At 39.1% G+C, this 15,871-nt stretch carries 14 protein-coding genes; all 14 read right to left on the bottom strand.

The window, feature by feature from the left end; genetic code table 11:
* Positions 1-140: 140 nt before the first annotated feature.
* Positions 141-770: an orotate phosphoribosyltransferase gene (gene pyrE, locus AC3WOM_RS13590; RefSeq protein ID WP_427540701.1), complete on the bottom strand. Its 630-nt coding sequence runs from the start codon at positions 768-770 to the stop codon at positions 141-143.
* Positions 771-772: 2 nt separating this feature from the next.
* Positions 773-1,477 (bottom strand): orotidine-5'-phosphate decarboxylase, encoded by a 705-nt coding sequence (pyrF, locus tag AC3WOM_RS13585; RefSeq protein WP_492447260.1) that lies wholly within the window; start codon positions 1,475-1,477, stop codon positions 773-775.
* On the bottom strand, positions 1,477-2,391 hold the full coding sequence (locus AC3WOM_RS13580; RefSeq protein ID WP_492447259.1) for a dihydroorotate dehydrogenase: 915 nt from the start codon (positions 2,389-2,391) through the stop codon (positions 1,477-1,479). Before AC3WOM_RS13580 ends, pyrF begins: the two co-directional genes overlap by 1 nt.
* Positions 2,388-3,161 carry a dihydroorotate dehydrogenase electron transfer subunit gene (locus tag AC3WOM_RS13575; protein ID WP_427540709.1) on the bottom strand — a complete coding sequence of 258 codons (774 nt, stop codon included), beginning with the start codon at positions 3,159-3,161 and terminating at the stop codon, positions 2,388-2,390. Before AC3WOM_RS13575 ends, AC3WOM_RS13580 begins: the two co-directional genes overlap by 4 nt.
* 1 nt (position 3,162) lies before the next feature.
* A complete protein-coding gene (carB, locus tag AC3WOM_RS13570; protein WP_492447258.1) occupies positions 3,163-6,360 on the bottom strand; it encodes a carbamoyl-phosphate synthase large subunit in 3,198 nt (1,065 codons plus the stop codon).
* Positions 6,353-7,453 (bottom strand): carbamoyl phosphate synthase small subunit, encoded by a 1,101-nt coding sequence (locus tag AC3WOM_RS13565; RefSeq protein WP_492447257.1) that lies wholly within the window; start codon positions 7,451-7,453, stop codon positions 6,353-6,355. Before AC3WOM_RS13565 ends, carB begins: the two co-directional genes overlap by 8 nt.
* A complete protein-coding gene (pyrC, locus tag AC3WOM_RS13560; RefSeq protein WP_492447256.1) occupies positions 7,453-8,730 on the bottom strand; it encodes a dihydroorotase in 1,278 nt (425 codons plus the stop codon). The genes AC3WOM_RS13565 and pyrC overlap by 1 nt, the downstream gene beginning before the upstream one ends.
* Before the next feature lies 1 nt (position 8,731).
* Positions 8,732-9,610 carry an aspartate carbamoyltransferase catalytic subunit gene (locus AC3WOM_RS13555; RefSeq protein ID WP_492447255.1) on the bottom strand — a complete coding sequence of 293 codons (879 nt, stop codon included), beginning with the start codon at positions 9,608-9,610 and terminating at the stop codon, positions 8,732-8,734.
* A 242-nt stretch (positions 9,611-9,852) separates the two neighbouring features.
* Positions 9,853-11,142, bottom strand: coding sequence for a uracil-xanthine permease family protein (locus AC3WOM_RS13550; RefSeq protein WP_427540724.1), 1,290 nt, complete (start codon positions 11,140-11,142; stop codon positions 9,853-9,855).
* A gap of 20 nt (positions 11,143-11,162) precedes the next feature.
* Positions 11,163-11,705 carry a bifunctional pyr operon transcriptional regulator/uracil phosphoribosyltransferase PyrR gene (gene pyrR / locus AC3WOM_RS13545; protein ID WP_492447254.1) on the bottom strand — a complete coding sequence of 181 codons (543 nt, stop codon included), beginning with the start codon at positions 11,703-11,705 and terminating at the stop codon, positions 11,163-11,165.
* A gap of 239 nt (positions 11,706-11,944) precedes the next feature.
* Complete coding sequence (locus AC3WOM_RS13540; protein ID WP_492447253.1) at positions 11,945-12,856, bottom strand: RluA family pseudouridine synthase; 912 nt, start codon at positions 12,854-12,856, stop codon at positions 11,945-11,947.
* On the bottom strand, positions 12,853-13,332 hold the full coding sequence (gene lspA / locus AC3WOM_RS13535; RefSeq protein WP_286926154.1) for a signal peptidase II: 480 nt from the start codon (positions 13,330-13,332) through the stop codon (positions 12,853-12,855). Before lspA ends, AC3WOM_RS13540 begins: the two co-directional genes overlap by 4 nt.
* A 208-nt stretch (positions 13,333-13,540) precedes the next feature.
* Positions 13,541-14,146 (bottom strand): methyl-accepting chemotaxis protein, encoded by a 606-nt coding sequence (locus AC3WOM_RS13530; RefSeq protein WP_492447261.1) that lies wholly within the window; start codon positions 14,144-14,146, stop codon positions 13,541-13,543.
* A gap of 402 nt (positions 14,147-14,548) precedes the next feature.
* Positions 14,549-15,679 (bottom strand): FIST signal transduction protein, encoded by a 1,131-nt coding sequence (locus AC3WOM_RS13525; RefSeq protein WP_427540741.1) that lies wholly within the window; start codon positions 15,677-15,679, stop codon positions 14,549-14,551.
* Positions 15,680-15,871: the final 192 nt, after the last annotated feature.

Raw genomic sequence — 15,871 nt, 5'->3', positions numbered from 1 at the left:
CTTTCGCTAACAGTTCCTACTGCCAAGTCTGTAGTGGACTTTCACCACCTAGTTGTTGCGCATGCCGGGCACACACATGAAACGACTATCGATAAAAATATCGATAGCCGTTTTTGAGAATTTCTAATTAGGTTTTTAGATTAAAGAGCTCCAGCCTTTAATTTTTCATGCCACTCCTTAAGGAATGGGATATCCTCTTCTTGAATAGCACCTGATTCATTAGCTGCTTCTATTAAATAATCAAAGTTTGTTAATGATACATATTGAATACCAGCTTGATCGAATGCTTGTTCAGCACGTGGTAGATTGTAAGTGTAGACACAAACAACACCCAACACCTCACAGCCTGCTGCTCGCAAAGCTTCTACCGCTGTAATAGATGAACCACCTGTAGAAACAATATCTTCTACTACCACTACTTTCTGACCCGCTGCGTATTTTCCTTCGATTTGATTGCCACGTCCATGCTCCTTTGCTTTAGAACGTACATAAACCATTGGTAAATCTAGAATATCACTTACCCAAGCAGCATGGGGAATACCTGCTGTTGCTGTACCTGCAACGATTTCTGTTGCACCAAAGTTTTCTTTGATGAGTGATGCTAAGCCGTTTGCTAATTGTTTACGAATAACAGGATCTGAGATTGTTAGACGTGTATCGCAGTAAATTGGCGATTGAATGCCTGATGCCCATGTAAATAGATCTGTTGGATTTAGCTCCACTGCTCCTACTTTTAACATTGCGTGTGCGATTTCATTTTGTAATGTCATAGTTATGCCTCCCATAATTCACTTACAATTTTATATGCTGCTACTGGATCTTGTGCACCTGTTATGGCACGTCCCACGACAATTAATGAAGAGCCATCACGTTTTGCTCCGTCTGGTGTGGCAATGCGCTTTTGATCGTGTGCGTTGCCTCCCGCTAAACGAATACCTGGCGTCACGCGAAGAAAACTATCTCCACATGCCTCAGCTATCGCTTTAGCCTCGTGAACTGAGCAAACGACACCTTGTAAACCAGCTTGTTTTGTGAGACTTGCATAGTGCAAGACAGACTCCTGTAAAGATAGAGTAATTCTTTGCTCCGCTTGCATTTGTTCCTCAGTTGTTGATGTTAATTGTGTGACTGCAATTAATGATGGACGATCTTTTCCTGTAGGTGTTCCTGCTTCTAGCCCTTCTAGTGCTGCCTCCATCATTGGACGTCCGCCTGCCGCATGGACATTGACTAAATCTACACCTAATTTTGCTAGGCCTTTCATGGCAGAGCCAACTGTATTCGGGATATCATGTAATTTTAAATCAAGGAAAATATCATGGCCTAAATCCTTTACTTTACGAACAATGTCTGGTCCTTCCTGCATATATAATTCCATGCCAATTTTCACGAAAAGAGACTCATTGAACTGTTTTAGAAAATCCAATACTTCTTTTTCTCCGGGAAAATCTAGTGCTAGTATAGGCTGGGTATTCATCAACGATGGCTCCTTCCGATAATCTCTGAAATATGCTCAACACCTAATTTGTCAAGCTTTGCTGGTAATTCATCAATAATAGTTGGACATACGAAATGATCGACAAAGTTTGCTGTCCCCACAGCAACTGCAGATGCACCAGCCGACATAAAGTCAATAACGTCTTGTGCCTCTGTTACACCACCCATTCCAATAATCGGAATATTGACAGCCTTATATACCTCATAGACCATACGAATCGCAACTGGCTTTACAGCAGGTCCGGATAAACCACCTGTACCATTGGCAATTACCGGCTTACCAGTACGTTCATCCAGACGCATTCCAATTAAAGTATTAATCATAGTAATACCGTCTGCACCACCCGCTTCAACAGCTTGGGCAATGTCTACAATACTTGTTACATTAGGGGATAATTTTACATAAACAGGCACCTCAGACACAGCTTTAACAGCTTTCACCAGCTCACGTGCTGTTGTGGGATCAGTGCCAAATTGAATGCCACCGCATTTTACGTTAGGACAGGAAATATTAAGCTCTAATGCTTTTACATTGGCCCCAGTGGAAATACGTCGTGCAACCTCTACATAATCTGCTGTCTCTGTACCAGCTACATTTGCAATGACTGGCACATCATAGCTCTCTAGAAACTTTAATTCTTCATTCATGACTTTGTCAATGCCAGGGTTTTGTAGACCTATAGCATTTAACATCCCTGCTGCTGTTTCTGCTACGCGAGGAGTAGGATTACCTAGTCGTGTTTCTACAGTTGTTGCTTTAATCATTATAGCGCCAAGCTTCGATAAATCGTATAGCTGGGCATATTCTCGACCAAATCCAAAGCAGCCTGATGCTGGCATTATTGGATTTTTCAAATCTAAACCTGGTAATTGTATTGTTAATCGACTACTCATAATGCCACCGTACCTTTCGGGAAAACTGGACCATCAGAGCATACTTTAACATAGTCTTTTGCTACTTGGTCTGTCGTTTTACATACACATGCAAAGCAAGCACCGATACCGCAGCCCATACGCTCTTCAAATGATAGATAGCCCTCTTTATCAGGGTAAAAGCCTTCAAGTGCTTTTAACATTGGTAGCGGACCACAGGAATAAAAGACATCAAACTCAGGTGCTCGTGACTCTAATACATTCGTGACAAAGCCCTTTGTTCCCTTAGAGCCATCGACCGTTACATAATGTGTTTCACCAAGTGCGCTGAATTCTTCCTCATAAAAGCACACATCCTCTGTTTGGAAGCCTAACACATGAATTGTTTTTACACCACGCGCGTTTAATTGCTTAGAAAGCTCATGTAATGGTGGGACACCGATTCCTCCACCAACTAAAAGAGCTGTCCCACCCTCTTTTACTGCATCCACAGGAAATCCGTTACCGATTGGTCCTAATACATTTACAAGCTGACCTTCACGATTCGTCGCTAAAACCTTTGTTCCACGACCTTCTGCTCGATAAATCATTGTAAATTCGTTGTTATCTTTATCTATATTTGCAATACTGATTGGTCGACGTAAAAGCGGCTCCAATGAATCTGACACCTTTACATGGACAAACTGGCCAGGAGTCATATCCTGAACCAGTTCACCATGAAGTGTCAATTCGAAAATGTTTGTCGCTATTTGCTTTTGAGAGACGACCGTCATTTTCTCTTGACGTATCATATTAGTGTACTACCTCCGCTTTTGGCATTTGTTCTGCTGTAAATGTCATTGATTCAATAACACGTAGCATTGCTTCTGCTGTATCTAATGATGTTAAACATGGGACACCGTTTTCAACTGATTCACGACGGATTCGGAAACCATCACGAGCTGGTTGCTTGCCTTTCGTAAGTGTATTCACTACAAGCTGTGCTTCACCGTTTTGAATTAGATCGATTAATGTTTGGCCTTTTGCACCGATTTTTCCTACGATATCTGTGCGGACACCTGCTGCTTCAAATGCTTTAGCAGTACCTTCTGTAGCCACAATACGATAGCCTACTGTTGAGAAACGTTTTGCAAGGGCAATCGCTTCCTCTTTATCTTTATCAGATACAGTAAATAATACTGTACCTTCTGTGCGAATTTCCATTCCTGCTGCAACTAAGCCTTTGTAAAGGGCTTTTTCTAATGTTGCATCTTTCCCCATTACTTCACCTGTTGATTTCATTTCAGGTCCTAATGTAATGTCGACACGACGTAATTTAGCAAAGGAGAATACTGGCACTTTTACAAATACACCTTTTTGCTCAGTTGCTAAGCCTGTTGGATAACCTTGTTCAATAATTGACTTACCTAGGATTGCTTTTGTTGCAATATTAGCCATAGGGATATTAGTAATTTTACTTAAGAATGGTACTGTACGAGAAGAACGTGGGTTCACCTCTATCACAAATACTTCTCCTTGTGAAATAACATACTGAATGTTCATTAAGCCTATGATGCCAAGACCTTTTGCAAGTCGAGTTGTATAGTCCACTAATGTATCCTTTTGTGCCTGTGTTAATTTTTGTGGTGGGTATACTGAGATAGAGTCACCAGAGTGAACACCTGCACGCTCAATATGCTCCATAATACCTGGGATTAATACATTTTCACCGTCACAAATTGCATCAACTTCAATTTCTTGACCTGTTAAATAACGGTCAACTAATACTGGATGGTCTGGAGATGCTTCAACAGCATTTTCCATATAGTGTTGTAGCTCTTCTTCGTTGTAGACGATTTCCATTGCACGTCCACCTAATACATATGAAGGGCGAACTAACACTGGGAAGCCAAGTCGTCCACCAATAGCAAGTGCTTCCTCAGTTGAGATGGCTGTTTCACCTTGTGGCTGTGGAATATCTATTTCATGTAATGCTTGCTCGAATTTATCTCTATTTTCTGCACGGTCAATATCTTCAAGTGATGTACCTAAGATTTTCACACCATTTGCCGCTAATTTATCCGCAAGATTAATGGCTGTTTGTCCACCAAACTGCACAACTACGCCAATTGGTTGTTCTAGGTCAATAATGTGCATCACGTCTTCGATTGTTAATGGCTCGAAGTATAATTTATCTGAAATCGAGAAGTCCGTGGATACAGTTTCTGGATTAGAGTTAATAATAATTGCCTCATAGCCTGCTTCCTGAATTGCCCATACTGAGTGTACTGTCGCATAGTCAAATTCTACCCCTTGACCAATACGGATTGGACCTGACCCAAGGACAACAACAGATGGCTTGTCTGATTTAATAGATTCGTTTTCTTCCTCATATGTGCCATAGAAGTAAGGTGTTTCAGATTCAAACTCCGCTGCACATGTATCAACCATTTTATAAACTGGGATAATGCCATGTTCTTTACGATATGCATATACTTCCTCAGGTGTTGTTCCCCAAAGCTCTGCAATTTTCTTATCTGCAAAGCCTAGACGTTTTGCTGTACGTAATACGTCCTTATCATTTTTATTGTCAGCGAGTGTTTGCTCCATATCTACAATATTTTTGAATTTATTTAAGAAGAATAAGTCAATTTCAGACCACTCATGAATTTGCTCAATCGTCACGCCGCGACGTAATGCTTCACCGATGAAGAATAGACGTTCGTCTCCCGCTTTGCGGATACGTTTTTCAATCCAAGAATCGGAGTTTTCCTCGGCATGCTTTAACTCTAAGTGCACTTGACCTGTTTCAAGTGAACGAACCGCTTTAAGCATCGCTTCTTCAAATGTACGACCTAGTGCCATAACTTCACCAGTTGCTTTCATTTGTGTACCAAGATTACGTTTTGCTGATTCGAATTTATCGAATGGCCAGCGTGGAATTTTTGCCACGATATAATCTAGTGCTGGCTCGAAGCAAGCATACGTAGAACCTGTTACAGGGTTTTTAATTTCATCTAATGTTAAGCCAACTGCAATTTTCGCTGCTAGTTTGGCAATTGGGTAGCCAGTTGCTTTTGATGCTAACGCTGATGAACGTGATACACGAGGGTTAACCTCGATTACATAGTAATTAAAGCTATATGGATCAAGAGCTAATTGAACATTACAGCCACCTTCAATTTTTAGTGCACGGATAATATCTAGGGAAATATTACGTAGCATTTGATTTTCACGATCTGACAGCGTTTGTGTCGGTGCTACTACGATAGAATCCCCTGTATGAATACCTACTGGGTCAACGTTTTCCATGTTACATACTACAATGGCATTGTCAGCCGCATCACGCATTACTTCATATTCAATCTCTTTATAGCCAGCGATTGATTTTTCTAGTAAACATTGTGTAACTGGAGAGTATTTTAGCCCAGATGTCACGATTTCTTCTAAATCTTGATCATTGTAGCAAATACCACCACCTGTCCCACCTAGCGTAAACGCAGGGCGAACGATAACTGGATAACCAATCCTTACAACAAAGTTTTTCGCTTCATCTAAGTTATGAATAATATCTGATTCAGGCACTGGAGCACCCAGCTCATACATTAAATTACGGAATAAATCACGATCTTCTGCTTTATGGATGGCTTCTAATTTTGTCCCAAGAATCTCAATACTAAGCTCATCTAAAATTCCTGATTTATCTAATTCAATCGCCATATTTAAGCCAGTTTGTCCACCAAGTGTTGGCAGGATAGCATCTGGACGCTCTTTGCGCAAAATACGTGAAACAAACTCAAGTGTGATCGGCTCAATATAAACCTTGTCGGCAATTTCTGTATCTGTCATGATTGTTGCAGGGTTTGAGTTGATTAAAATAACGCGATAGCCTTCCTCTTTTAAAGATAGACAAGCTTGTGTTCCCGCATAGTCAAATTCTGCTGCTTGTCCGATAACGATTGGACCTGATCCGATTACTAAAATAGTTTCAATATCTGTACGTTTAGGCATGTTGTTTCCCCTTCCCTGCTTCTACTTCCATCATTTCGATAAACTCATCAAATAAGTGGTTTGAATCTTCTGGACCTGGTGATGCTTCTGGATGATACTGCACTGTGAAAATTGGATACTTCTTGTGGCGTACACCTTCACAAGTACTATCATTTAATGCGATATGTGTTAATTCTAAATCTGTCTCTTTTAATGATTCAATGTCGATTGCGTAACCGTGGTTTTGAGATGTTATATCTGTACGACCTGTGCGTAAATCTTTTACTGGATGGTTTCCTCCACGGTGTCCAAAAGGTAATTTAAAGCTTCGAGCACCACAAGCAAGTGAGAAGATTTGATGACCTAAGCAAATACCGAACATTGGCACTTTACCAATTAAATTGCGAACTGTTTCAATACCTTCCTGCACATCTTCCGGATTACCTGGACCGTTTGATAGCATAATTCCATCTGGATGCCATGCTAAAATTTCCTCTGCTGATGTGTTATAAGGTACAACTAACACATCACAATCACGTTTGTTTAATTCACGAAGAATACCATGCTTCATACCAAAATCAATTAATACAACACGTTTACCACGTCCCGGTGACGGATAAGCTGCCTTTGGTGATACTTCTCTAACATGGTGTGTAATCGCTGGTGTTGCTTGTAATTTTGCTACGATTTCATCTACATTCACTTCCTCATCAGCAGCTGTTAAAATAGCCTTCACTGAACCTTTACTACGAATAATACGTGTTAATTTTCGTGTATCAATACCCTCGATGCCTGGGATATCCTTTGATGTTAAATAATCATCTACTGTTAAATCACAGCGGAAATTTGAAGGTGTTTTGGCTAATTCACGAACAACAAACCCACGAATAGCAGGTGTAATTGATTCAAAATCATCACGGTTGATACCGTAATTACCAATTAAAGGATATGTTAATGTTACGATTTGTCCGTAGAATGAAGGATCTGAAATGGTTTCCTGATAACCTGTCATACCTGTTGTGAAAACTACCTCACCTTGTGAAGCTCTCTCACTACCGAACGCTGTACCTGTAAATACTGTGCCATCTTCTAAAATAAGTAAACGTTTTTTCATTACTCTGCCTCCTGGTATACGATATTGCCTTCAAAAATTGTTAGGATTGGCCAACCCTTTGCAGCCCAGCCATTGAATGGTGTGTTACGTCCTTTTGATACAAAGCCTTCTGCATCAATTGTTTGCTCTTTATTTAAATCAATTAAAATCATATCTGCCGAAGAACCAACTTCTAATGTGCCATATGGCAAATCAAAAATTTGAGCTGCCTTTACAGTCATCCAGTCAATCAACTGTTTTAACGTCCATTTCCCTGTTTCTACAAATTGTGTATATAGCAGAGGAAATGCTGTTTCAAAGCCTACAATGCCAAACGGTGCACCTACCATGCCGCAGCATTTTTCTTCCACTGTATGTGGCGCATGATCTGTTGCGATACAATCGATTGTGCCATCAAGCAGTGCTGCATGAAGTGAATCTTTATCATCTGCACCACGTAATGGTGGATTCATCTTCCAGTTTGCGTCATCTGATGGAATATCCATTTCTTCAAGTAATAAATGATGTGGGCAAACTTCAGCAGTTACACGAATGCCTGCTGCTTTAGCATCTCGTACAGCACGGACAGATTCCTTAGTTGATACGTGGCAAACATGATAACGTGCACCAGCTGCTTCTGCTAGTAAAACATCTCGCGCAATTTGTACAGATTCACATATGGACGGAATGCCTGGAAGACCAAGCTCTATATTTCGTTTCCCTTCATGCATAACACCATCATAAATTAATGAATTATCTTCACAGTGTGCCACCACAACCATATCGTGCTGAGCAGCATCCTTCATCTGTTCATACATTGTTGAAGCAAGCTGAATACCTACACCATCATCAGAGAATGCAACTGCTCCATGTGCTTTTAATTCCTCAATATTTGTGCGAACCTCACCAGAGATATCCTTTGTGAGCGAGCCATATGGAAGTACTCGAATAACGGCACTTTCCTTAATCAGCCCATTAATTAATTGCATATTTTCTACTGAATCTGGTACTGGTTTTGTATTAGGCATTGCACAAATTGTCGTAAAGCCGCCCTTTGCTGCTGATGCTGAGCCTGTTGCGATTGTTTCCTTATGCTCAAAGCCTGGCTCGCGTAAATGCGTGTGGACATCGACAAAGCCTGGTGCAACAACAAAACCATTTCCTTCAATTATTTCAGCATCTTCAATAGTTACATCTTGTCCGATTGCTGTGATTTTCCCTTCAGCCATGGCGATATTAACAGTATGCAGTTCACCTTGTTCATTTAACATTTGTACATTTTGAAGAATCTTTGTCATGTTATTCTCTCCCCTTTAAAATCGTTTCCACTATAGCCATCCTTGTATAGACACCATTTCGGACTTGCTCAAAAATTCGAGAGCGTTCACACTCTACTAGCTCAGAAGCAATTTCTACATCACGGTTAACAGGTGCTGGATGCATGATAATCGCTGTATCCTTCATTTGTTTCTCTCGTTCAATTGTTAAACCATATTCTTGATGATAGCTTTCCTTCGAGAAGCTTTTATTTACTTTATGACGCTCATGCTGTACACGAAGTAGCATAATGACATCACTTATTTCGATTAAATCATCCCATGAATGATGAGCCTTGAAATCACCTGCCCACTCTTCTGGACAAAGGAAATGCACATTTGCCCCTAGGCGTTGTAATGCTGTTGCATTTGATTTTGCTACACGACTATGGGATATATCTCCAGCGATTGTAACATTTAACCCTTCAAATGAACCAAACTCTTTTTTAATTGTGTAAAGGTCAAGTAATGATTGGGATGGATGCTGCCCTGCTCCATCTCCTGCGTTAATGATGGCTACATTAATACCTTCCAGAAGCTCATTGTAGTATTCATCTTCAGCTGCACGAATGACCACTGCATCCAATCCAATCATTTCTAATGTTTTTACCGTATCGTACATTGTTTCCCCTTTTGTAACACTCGAAAAACCAGCATCAAATGGGATAACTGTACAGCCAATTTTGCGCTCAGCCATTTCAAAGCTTGTTTTTGTTCGGGTACTTGGCTCAAAAAATAAGTTTGCAATGTTGTATGTGCGAGATAACGATGATGCTTCACCCTTTTCAAAAGCTTGTGCACAATCTAGGATGTGGTTAATTTCTTCAGTTGCTAAATGTTCCATCGATAATAAGTTCTTCATCATGTGACCTCCATTAGGTTGTGTATCATGAACGCCTATGTATGACGTTCTCTAAATCAATTTTGCCTTGGCTCATTCATCATCACCTTGAAGGTGGGATGAATGAAGATAAAAAAGCCCCGCTGATGTCATCAACGAGGCATAAGGAGGCGTGACAAACTACAGCAGGCATCGACTCCTGCTTTGGTATGTCCACAACTTCCCTTTTTTTGCCTCTCTGGACAATTCATTAAAAGGTACTACTATGAATTTGTTTCTTGATTGTATGGTATTGGTTTTTCTGCTTCTTTTTTACCAGGTAGGATTGCGTTTAATACAACACCGATAATGGCTGCTAATGCCATACCCTCTATACTTAGAGATTCTGAAATCACAAACTTCGCGCCACCAATACCGATGACTAGAATAACAGAGGCAATCACTAAATTTCGACTATTGCCAAAGTCAATATGATTATCAACTAGCATACGTAATCCACTTGCTGCAATAATACCGAAGAGCAGGATAGATACGCCTCCAAGTACTGCTGTTGGAATCGTCGCAATTACTGCCATTGCTTGCCCGAAAAATGAAAGTAAAATGGCAACAACTGCTGCACCTGCAATGACATACACACTGTAAACACGAGTGATAGCAAGAACACCAATATTTTCACCATAAGTTGTTTTCGGTGGACCACCAATTAATGCACTGATGAATGTACCAAGTCCATCGCCTAACAGTGAACGGTGTAAGCCTGGTTCTTTAATGTAATCTCGATTTACAACTTTACCTAAAACCAACTGGTGACCAATATGTTCTGAAATGGTTACGATAACGATTGGTACCATTGTTAGAAGTAGCGTTGTTGTAATTTCGAAATCATAATGAACACCTGGTATTAAAAAATCAGGACTTGCAAAGAAAGTTGCTTGGGCGATTGGTGAATAATCAACAATGCCGATAATCATTGAATAAACATATCCTACAATTAAGCCAATTAAGATCGGCATTGTACTTAATATACCTTTAAAGAAAATCGTGAAAATAATCGCTGTAAATAATGTTACTAGAGCAGCTGAGAAATGTAAGAAGCTGTACTCTCCATCTACATTCATCGCCATATTAACTGCAGTGCCAGATAATCCTAGACCAATAACCATTATTACTGGACCTACCACAATCGGCGGTAATATTTTCATAATCCATTTATAGCCGCTTTTCCAAATGATAAGGGACACTATACCATATGTAATCCCGACTGCCATTGCGCCTATCATTGCACTACCAACACCGCCTGCTTTTGTGGCAATAATAATCGGTGCAATGAAGGCAAAGGATGATCCTAAATAGGCAGGCACCTGGAATTTCGTTATTAATAAGAAGAACAGTGTAGCAATCCCACTTGTTAGAAGGGCAATTGCTGGGCTAAGTCCAACCAACTGAGGCACTAAAATAGTTGAACCAAACATAGCAAACATATGTTGGAAACTTAAGGTCACTAGTTGAAGCCCTGTTGGTTTGTCCTTAATATCTAATACTGCATTTGACATGGTGTTTCCTCACTTTGTAGTTAGTCTTCTTTATAAAGAATGACGTAATCTTCTCCGTCTACTTCTTGTAAATTCACGATAATGCGCTCTGATCCAGATGTTGGAACATTTTTACCCACATAATCGGCTCTAATCGGTAGCTCTCTATGACCTCTATCAACAAGGACAGCAAGTTGAATTTGAGCAGGTCGCCCTAAATCCATGATAGCGTCTAGTGCCGCGCGTACTGTACGCCCTGTATATAAAACATCATCCACAAGAATAATCTTTTGATTGACAACAAGATAATCAATATCAACTTGTTCAACATGTGCCTGTTCGTTATCATGCTTTGTTGATAAATCATCTCGATATAAGGTGATATCCAGCTCCCCTGTACGAATCGGTTTACCTTCAATTTTTTCAATTCTCTCTGCAAGTCGTTTTGCAAGAAAAGCGCCTCGCGTTTTAATGCCAACTAGTATACATTCATCAATCCCTTTATTACGCTCAATAATTTCATGGGCGATGCGTGTTACTGCTCTTGCCATAGATGGGCCATCTAATAGCTCATTTTGTGCCATGAAGTCTCCTCCTCTCTGATAACTTTTATTGGTCATGTGTCCATAAAAAAACCTCTCGAGGCGAATAGCCTGAGAGGGTTGAATACGTGTTTAAAAGGCATGTTGAATAATTTGCAGCACAAATTATTAGCAACACGATCACATATACCTTCTCAGCCTCTCTGGACTGCCATTAAAGGTGAATATTTTATTTAGTAGTTCATTCACTTTCGTTAGTATAGACCTTCTTTTGCTAAACGTCAATGCCTATTTCTTAAATCATTTAATAATTGTTCATAATCAGCAGGAAGTGGTGCTTCAAACTCTAAATATTCACCTGATGTAGGATGATTGAAGCCTAAAATACCTGCATGTAAAACTTGTCCACCAAAGTCTATTGTCTTTTTGGGACCATATTTTGGATCACCTACAAGTGGATAGTCAATATAATTCATATGCACACGAATTTGATGAGTTCGTCCTGTTTCTAAACGACATTCAAGTAATGTGTAATCACCAAAACGATCAATGACTTGGAAGTGTGTGACAGCATGCTTACCTTTATCCACTACCGCTTGCTTTTGACGATCCTTTTGATCACGGCCAATCGGTGCATCTATTGTTCCTTTATCATGTGCAATATGCCCGTGAACAAGCGCAGTATACTTACGTGTTACTGTTTTATTGACTAGCTGATTGACTAATGATTCATGAGCTGCATCATTTTTAGCAACCATTAATAGTCCTGATGTATCCTTATCAATGCGGTGGACAATGCCTGGACGCAAAATACCGTTAATGCCTGATAAATCCTTACAATGATACATTAAACCATTGACGAGTGTTCCCGTCATATGCCCGGGTGCTGGATGTACAACCATTCCCTTAGGCTTATTCACCACAAGGACATCTGCATCTTCATAAACAATGTCAAGATCTAAGTTTTCAGCAACAACATCTAATGGTTCTGCTTCAGGAACATCTATTTCAACCAAATCTCCCGCTTTTACCTTATACTTCGCCTTAACCGCATCGCCATTTACTTTGACAATGCCTTCTGCAATCCAATTTCCAATTTGTGTGCGCGACCATTCCGATTGCACACTTGAAAGTGCCTTATCAATGCGCTCTCCCTGCTGCTGTTCTTCCATTGTATATGCTACTTGCGTCATTGTTTCACCTGTTTCTTTTCTTTTTTATCTTCTGCAATTAAGCCAATCATTAAAATAACAACTGCAATTGTTAATGCTGCATCCGCAATATTAAAGATTGGGAAATCATAATTAATGACCGGAATTAATACATCTACAAAATCGACCACTTCGCCTCTAAATAATCGGTCAATAAAATTACCAATAGCTCCACCCAATAAAAACATTAAGCCTACTTGAAAGACTGGCTTTCCCTTTGCTTCTTTATGATAAAAATAGATAATCGCACAAATAACGCCTATTGTAACAATGCTAAATAACCACATTTGTCCTTCTAGCATTCCCCATGCTGCACCTCTATTTCGATGAGATAGTATCCCAAGCCATGGGTCCCATACTGCAATCCGTTCACCAAATTCCATATTTTTGACAATCAGCCATTTAGTCCATTGATCTAAAAGGATTACAAATGCGGCCAATCCATAGTACTTATACACAAACATTCCTCCGTTCGCTCAACATCTAACCTATTCTACCATAACAGCCCATCTCAGAATAACTAATATAGCATGAAATTATAGCGGATTCACTTGCACAGCATTTTTTTGAAATGTTCTAATGATGTTCACTAAAAGGAGAAAACTCTATGTAGAAAATAGTATGTCAGGAAGTATATCCCAACATACTATTTTCGGAAAGATTGTTTTACAGTCGATTATGATGAACTGCCTCAATCAAATAATTCAATTGTGAAACATAGGAGGTAATATTGTGAGCATTATAAAACTTATCCTGTGAAAAAGAATAAAGCTGATTAATGCCCTTAATAGATGTTTCAGTGTCGTCCATAATATCAATAAGCTGTTGCTGGAATTGCTTTACTTCTAACAGTGTCTGATTTGTAGCCTGCTGAATTATTTGCATATTTGAAAACAACTCTTGTTCTGACTGCTTAATTCTTTCAAAAAAACTTTTAGTTGTCGTAGCCATATCCTGTGTCTCAATGACTACTTTAGATTCCTGAAGCATTGTTGTCGTGATTCCATCGATTCGATTCACTATATCCGAAATTTTCGTACGAATTTGTACCAATGCCTCTTTACTTTGCTCCGCCAATTTTCGTACTTCATCAGCAACAACTGCGAAACCCTTCCCATGCTCACCCGCACGAGCAGCTTCTATGGATGCATTTAACGCTAAAAGATTCGTCTGATCAGCTATATCACTAATTATTTTTGTAAAAGCTGTAATATGACCAGTCTCAACTTGCACCTCTTTCATGGATTGTTCAAAACGATTAAACACATCCATAACTTTGTTCATTTGCATCAATAATAAATGTATATTTTCATTACCTTCTGCGACTAGAGAAATATTTTCTTTTCCTTTTCCCTCTACAGCATTTGTAATTTCATAAAAGCTTTCTGTCTCATTTACTATATTGACAGCACTCTCATTTGCCTTAGAAACTGTTTGCTGCTGGGTGTTAAGTACTTTTTTGATATTCTCTATCTGTTCAATCATCATACTATCTTCTTTAGCATTATTCTCATTCGCAGTGGTTAACAGTCCAATCAAATCGAACATCCCTTTTAAAACCATATTTTTTTCTTCAGGTGTTAAGCCATTAATTTCTTGTATCAGCACTGCTTTATTTTGTTCATCCCTAGACTGTCTGAAAAATTGTTTTAGCATGTTTTTTTCTCCTATCTATCATTTACCAAATCCTAACAATACTAAGGTCTGATTAATTAATGATTTATTTAACTGTTCACCATAGCTGCAAAATCCAGCTAAACTAGGCAATTCTCTTAATTGGGCATTCAGCGCTGGAAATAATTGCTGATCTTGAAACTGCAATTTTCGTAAAATACAATTACATGCTAATACACCTTCAAGTGAATTAAAATGAGCCGTAAAATCTGCTAAAGTTGATTGTAATGTTGCGATTGGATCTTTAGGCTCCAATAATTCAACAACAGTATCCTGAAACACTTGGCAATAAAAAACAATAGCCCCATTCTGTTCTATTTTAAATGGAGAAGCAATAAGTAACTCCTCATTAAATCGTCGCCCTAAAGGATTTTTCATAAAATACTTTGATAATTGTTGAACATTTATCTCTAAAGCTTTGGCATACGCATTTGCTGCTGGTTCATGATTGATTTCATAGACAATTCGTTTTTCAGGATTTGATTTCGTAATTTTTAATTCAATTCCTGTACTCTTAAATATATTTTCTTTTTGAATATAAAACTGCAGATTAGGTTTTATAAATATAACGATGCCTCCCTTTGAAGTTTGACACCCGTTCAAGCTGACAAGGGTTTCTTCAAATTTTGCATCATCTCCTGCAGTTCCTCCAAAAATCGGGAAGCCATCATAACGAAAAATAGAATTTACGATTGATAACATTTTCTCCTCGCCAGCAACTAAACCTGTTGGGAAGACTAATGCAAGACCCTCTTTAGCAATTTGTGGACTATCTAGTTGTAAGCCTAGCGTTTTTGCGCTGTGTTTTAAATGATCGCGTGCAAATATTGGATACTTCTCAATATTTTCCACTAATACAGCCTTTACCTGTCCAAAATCCTTGCCATAGCTTTGTGCACTTAGACTATATTCAGAAAATCCCTTTGGACCAATTTCGCCAGTTGTTGTTATTCCTACTACTTCACTGTTTGGATATTTGTTATGAAAATAAGAAGTTAATTGATCAAAAGGATGAACTGTACTCGCAAAAAACAACACGAGTGATGGCTCTTTATGTAATTGTGAACTGACTTCTTGAAAAGCCTGCACGGTTTCTCTAGTTGTCGATAGGGTAGCTTGTATAACTGACATATAAATCGACGTCTCCTTCTAACATTAATTGTAAGTACTATAGCATGTGTTGGACGATCTATAAGCAAAAGAATAGCCTTATTTATTATAATTTAGGGTTCATTTCCAAACAATTGAGTAACATTCTTTGAGATACTCGATGTGTCGCCTCATTAACAAAATCAACTTTTCAATAAGACATATGTTTTAGAT

It is taken from the genome of Lysinibacillus sp. FW301-JW8 (assembly GCF_058788755.1).
The sequence above is the reverse complement of the archived record's forward strand: the minus strand, read 5'-3'. Positions and strand labels throughout refer to the sequence as shown.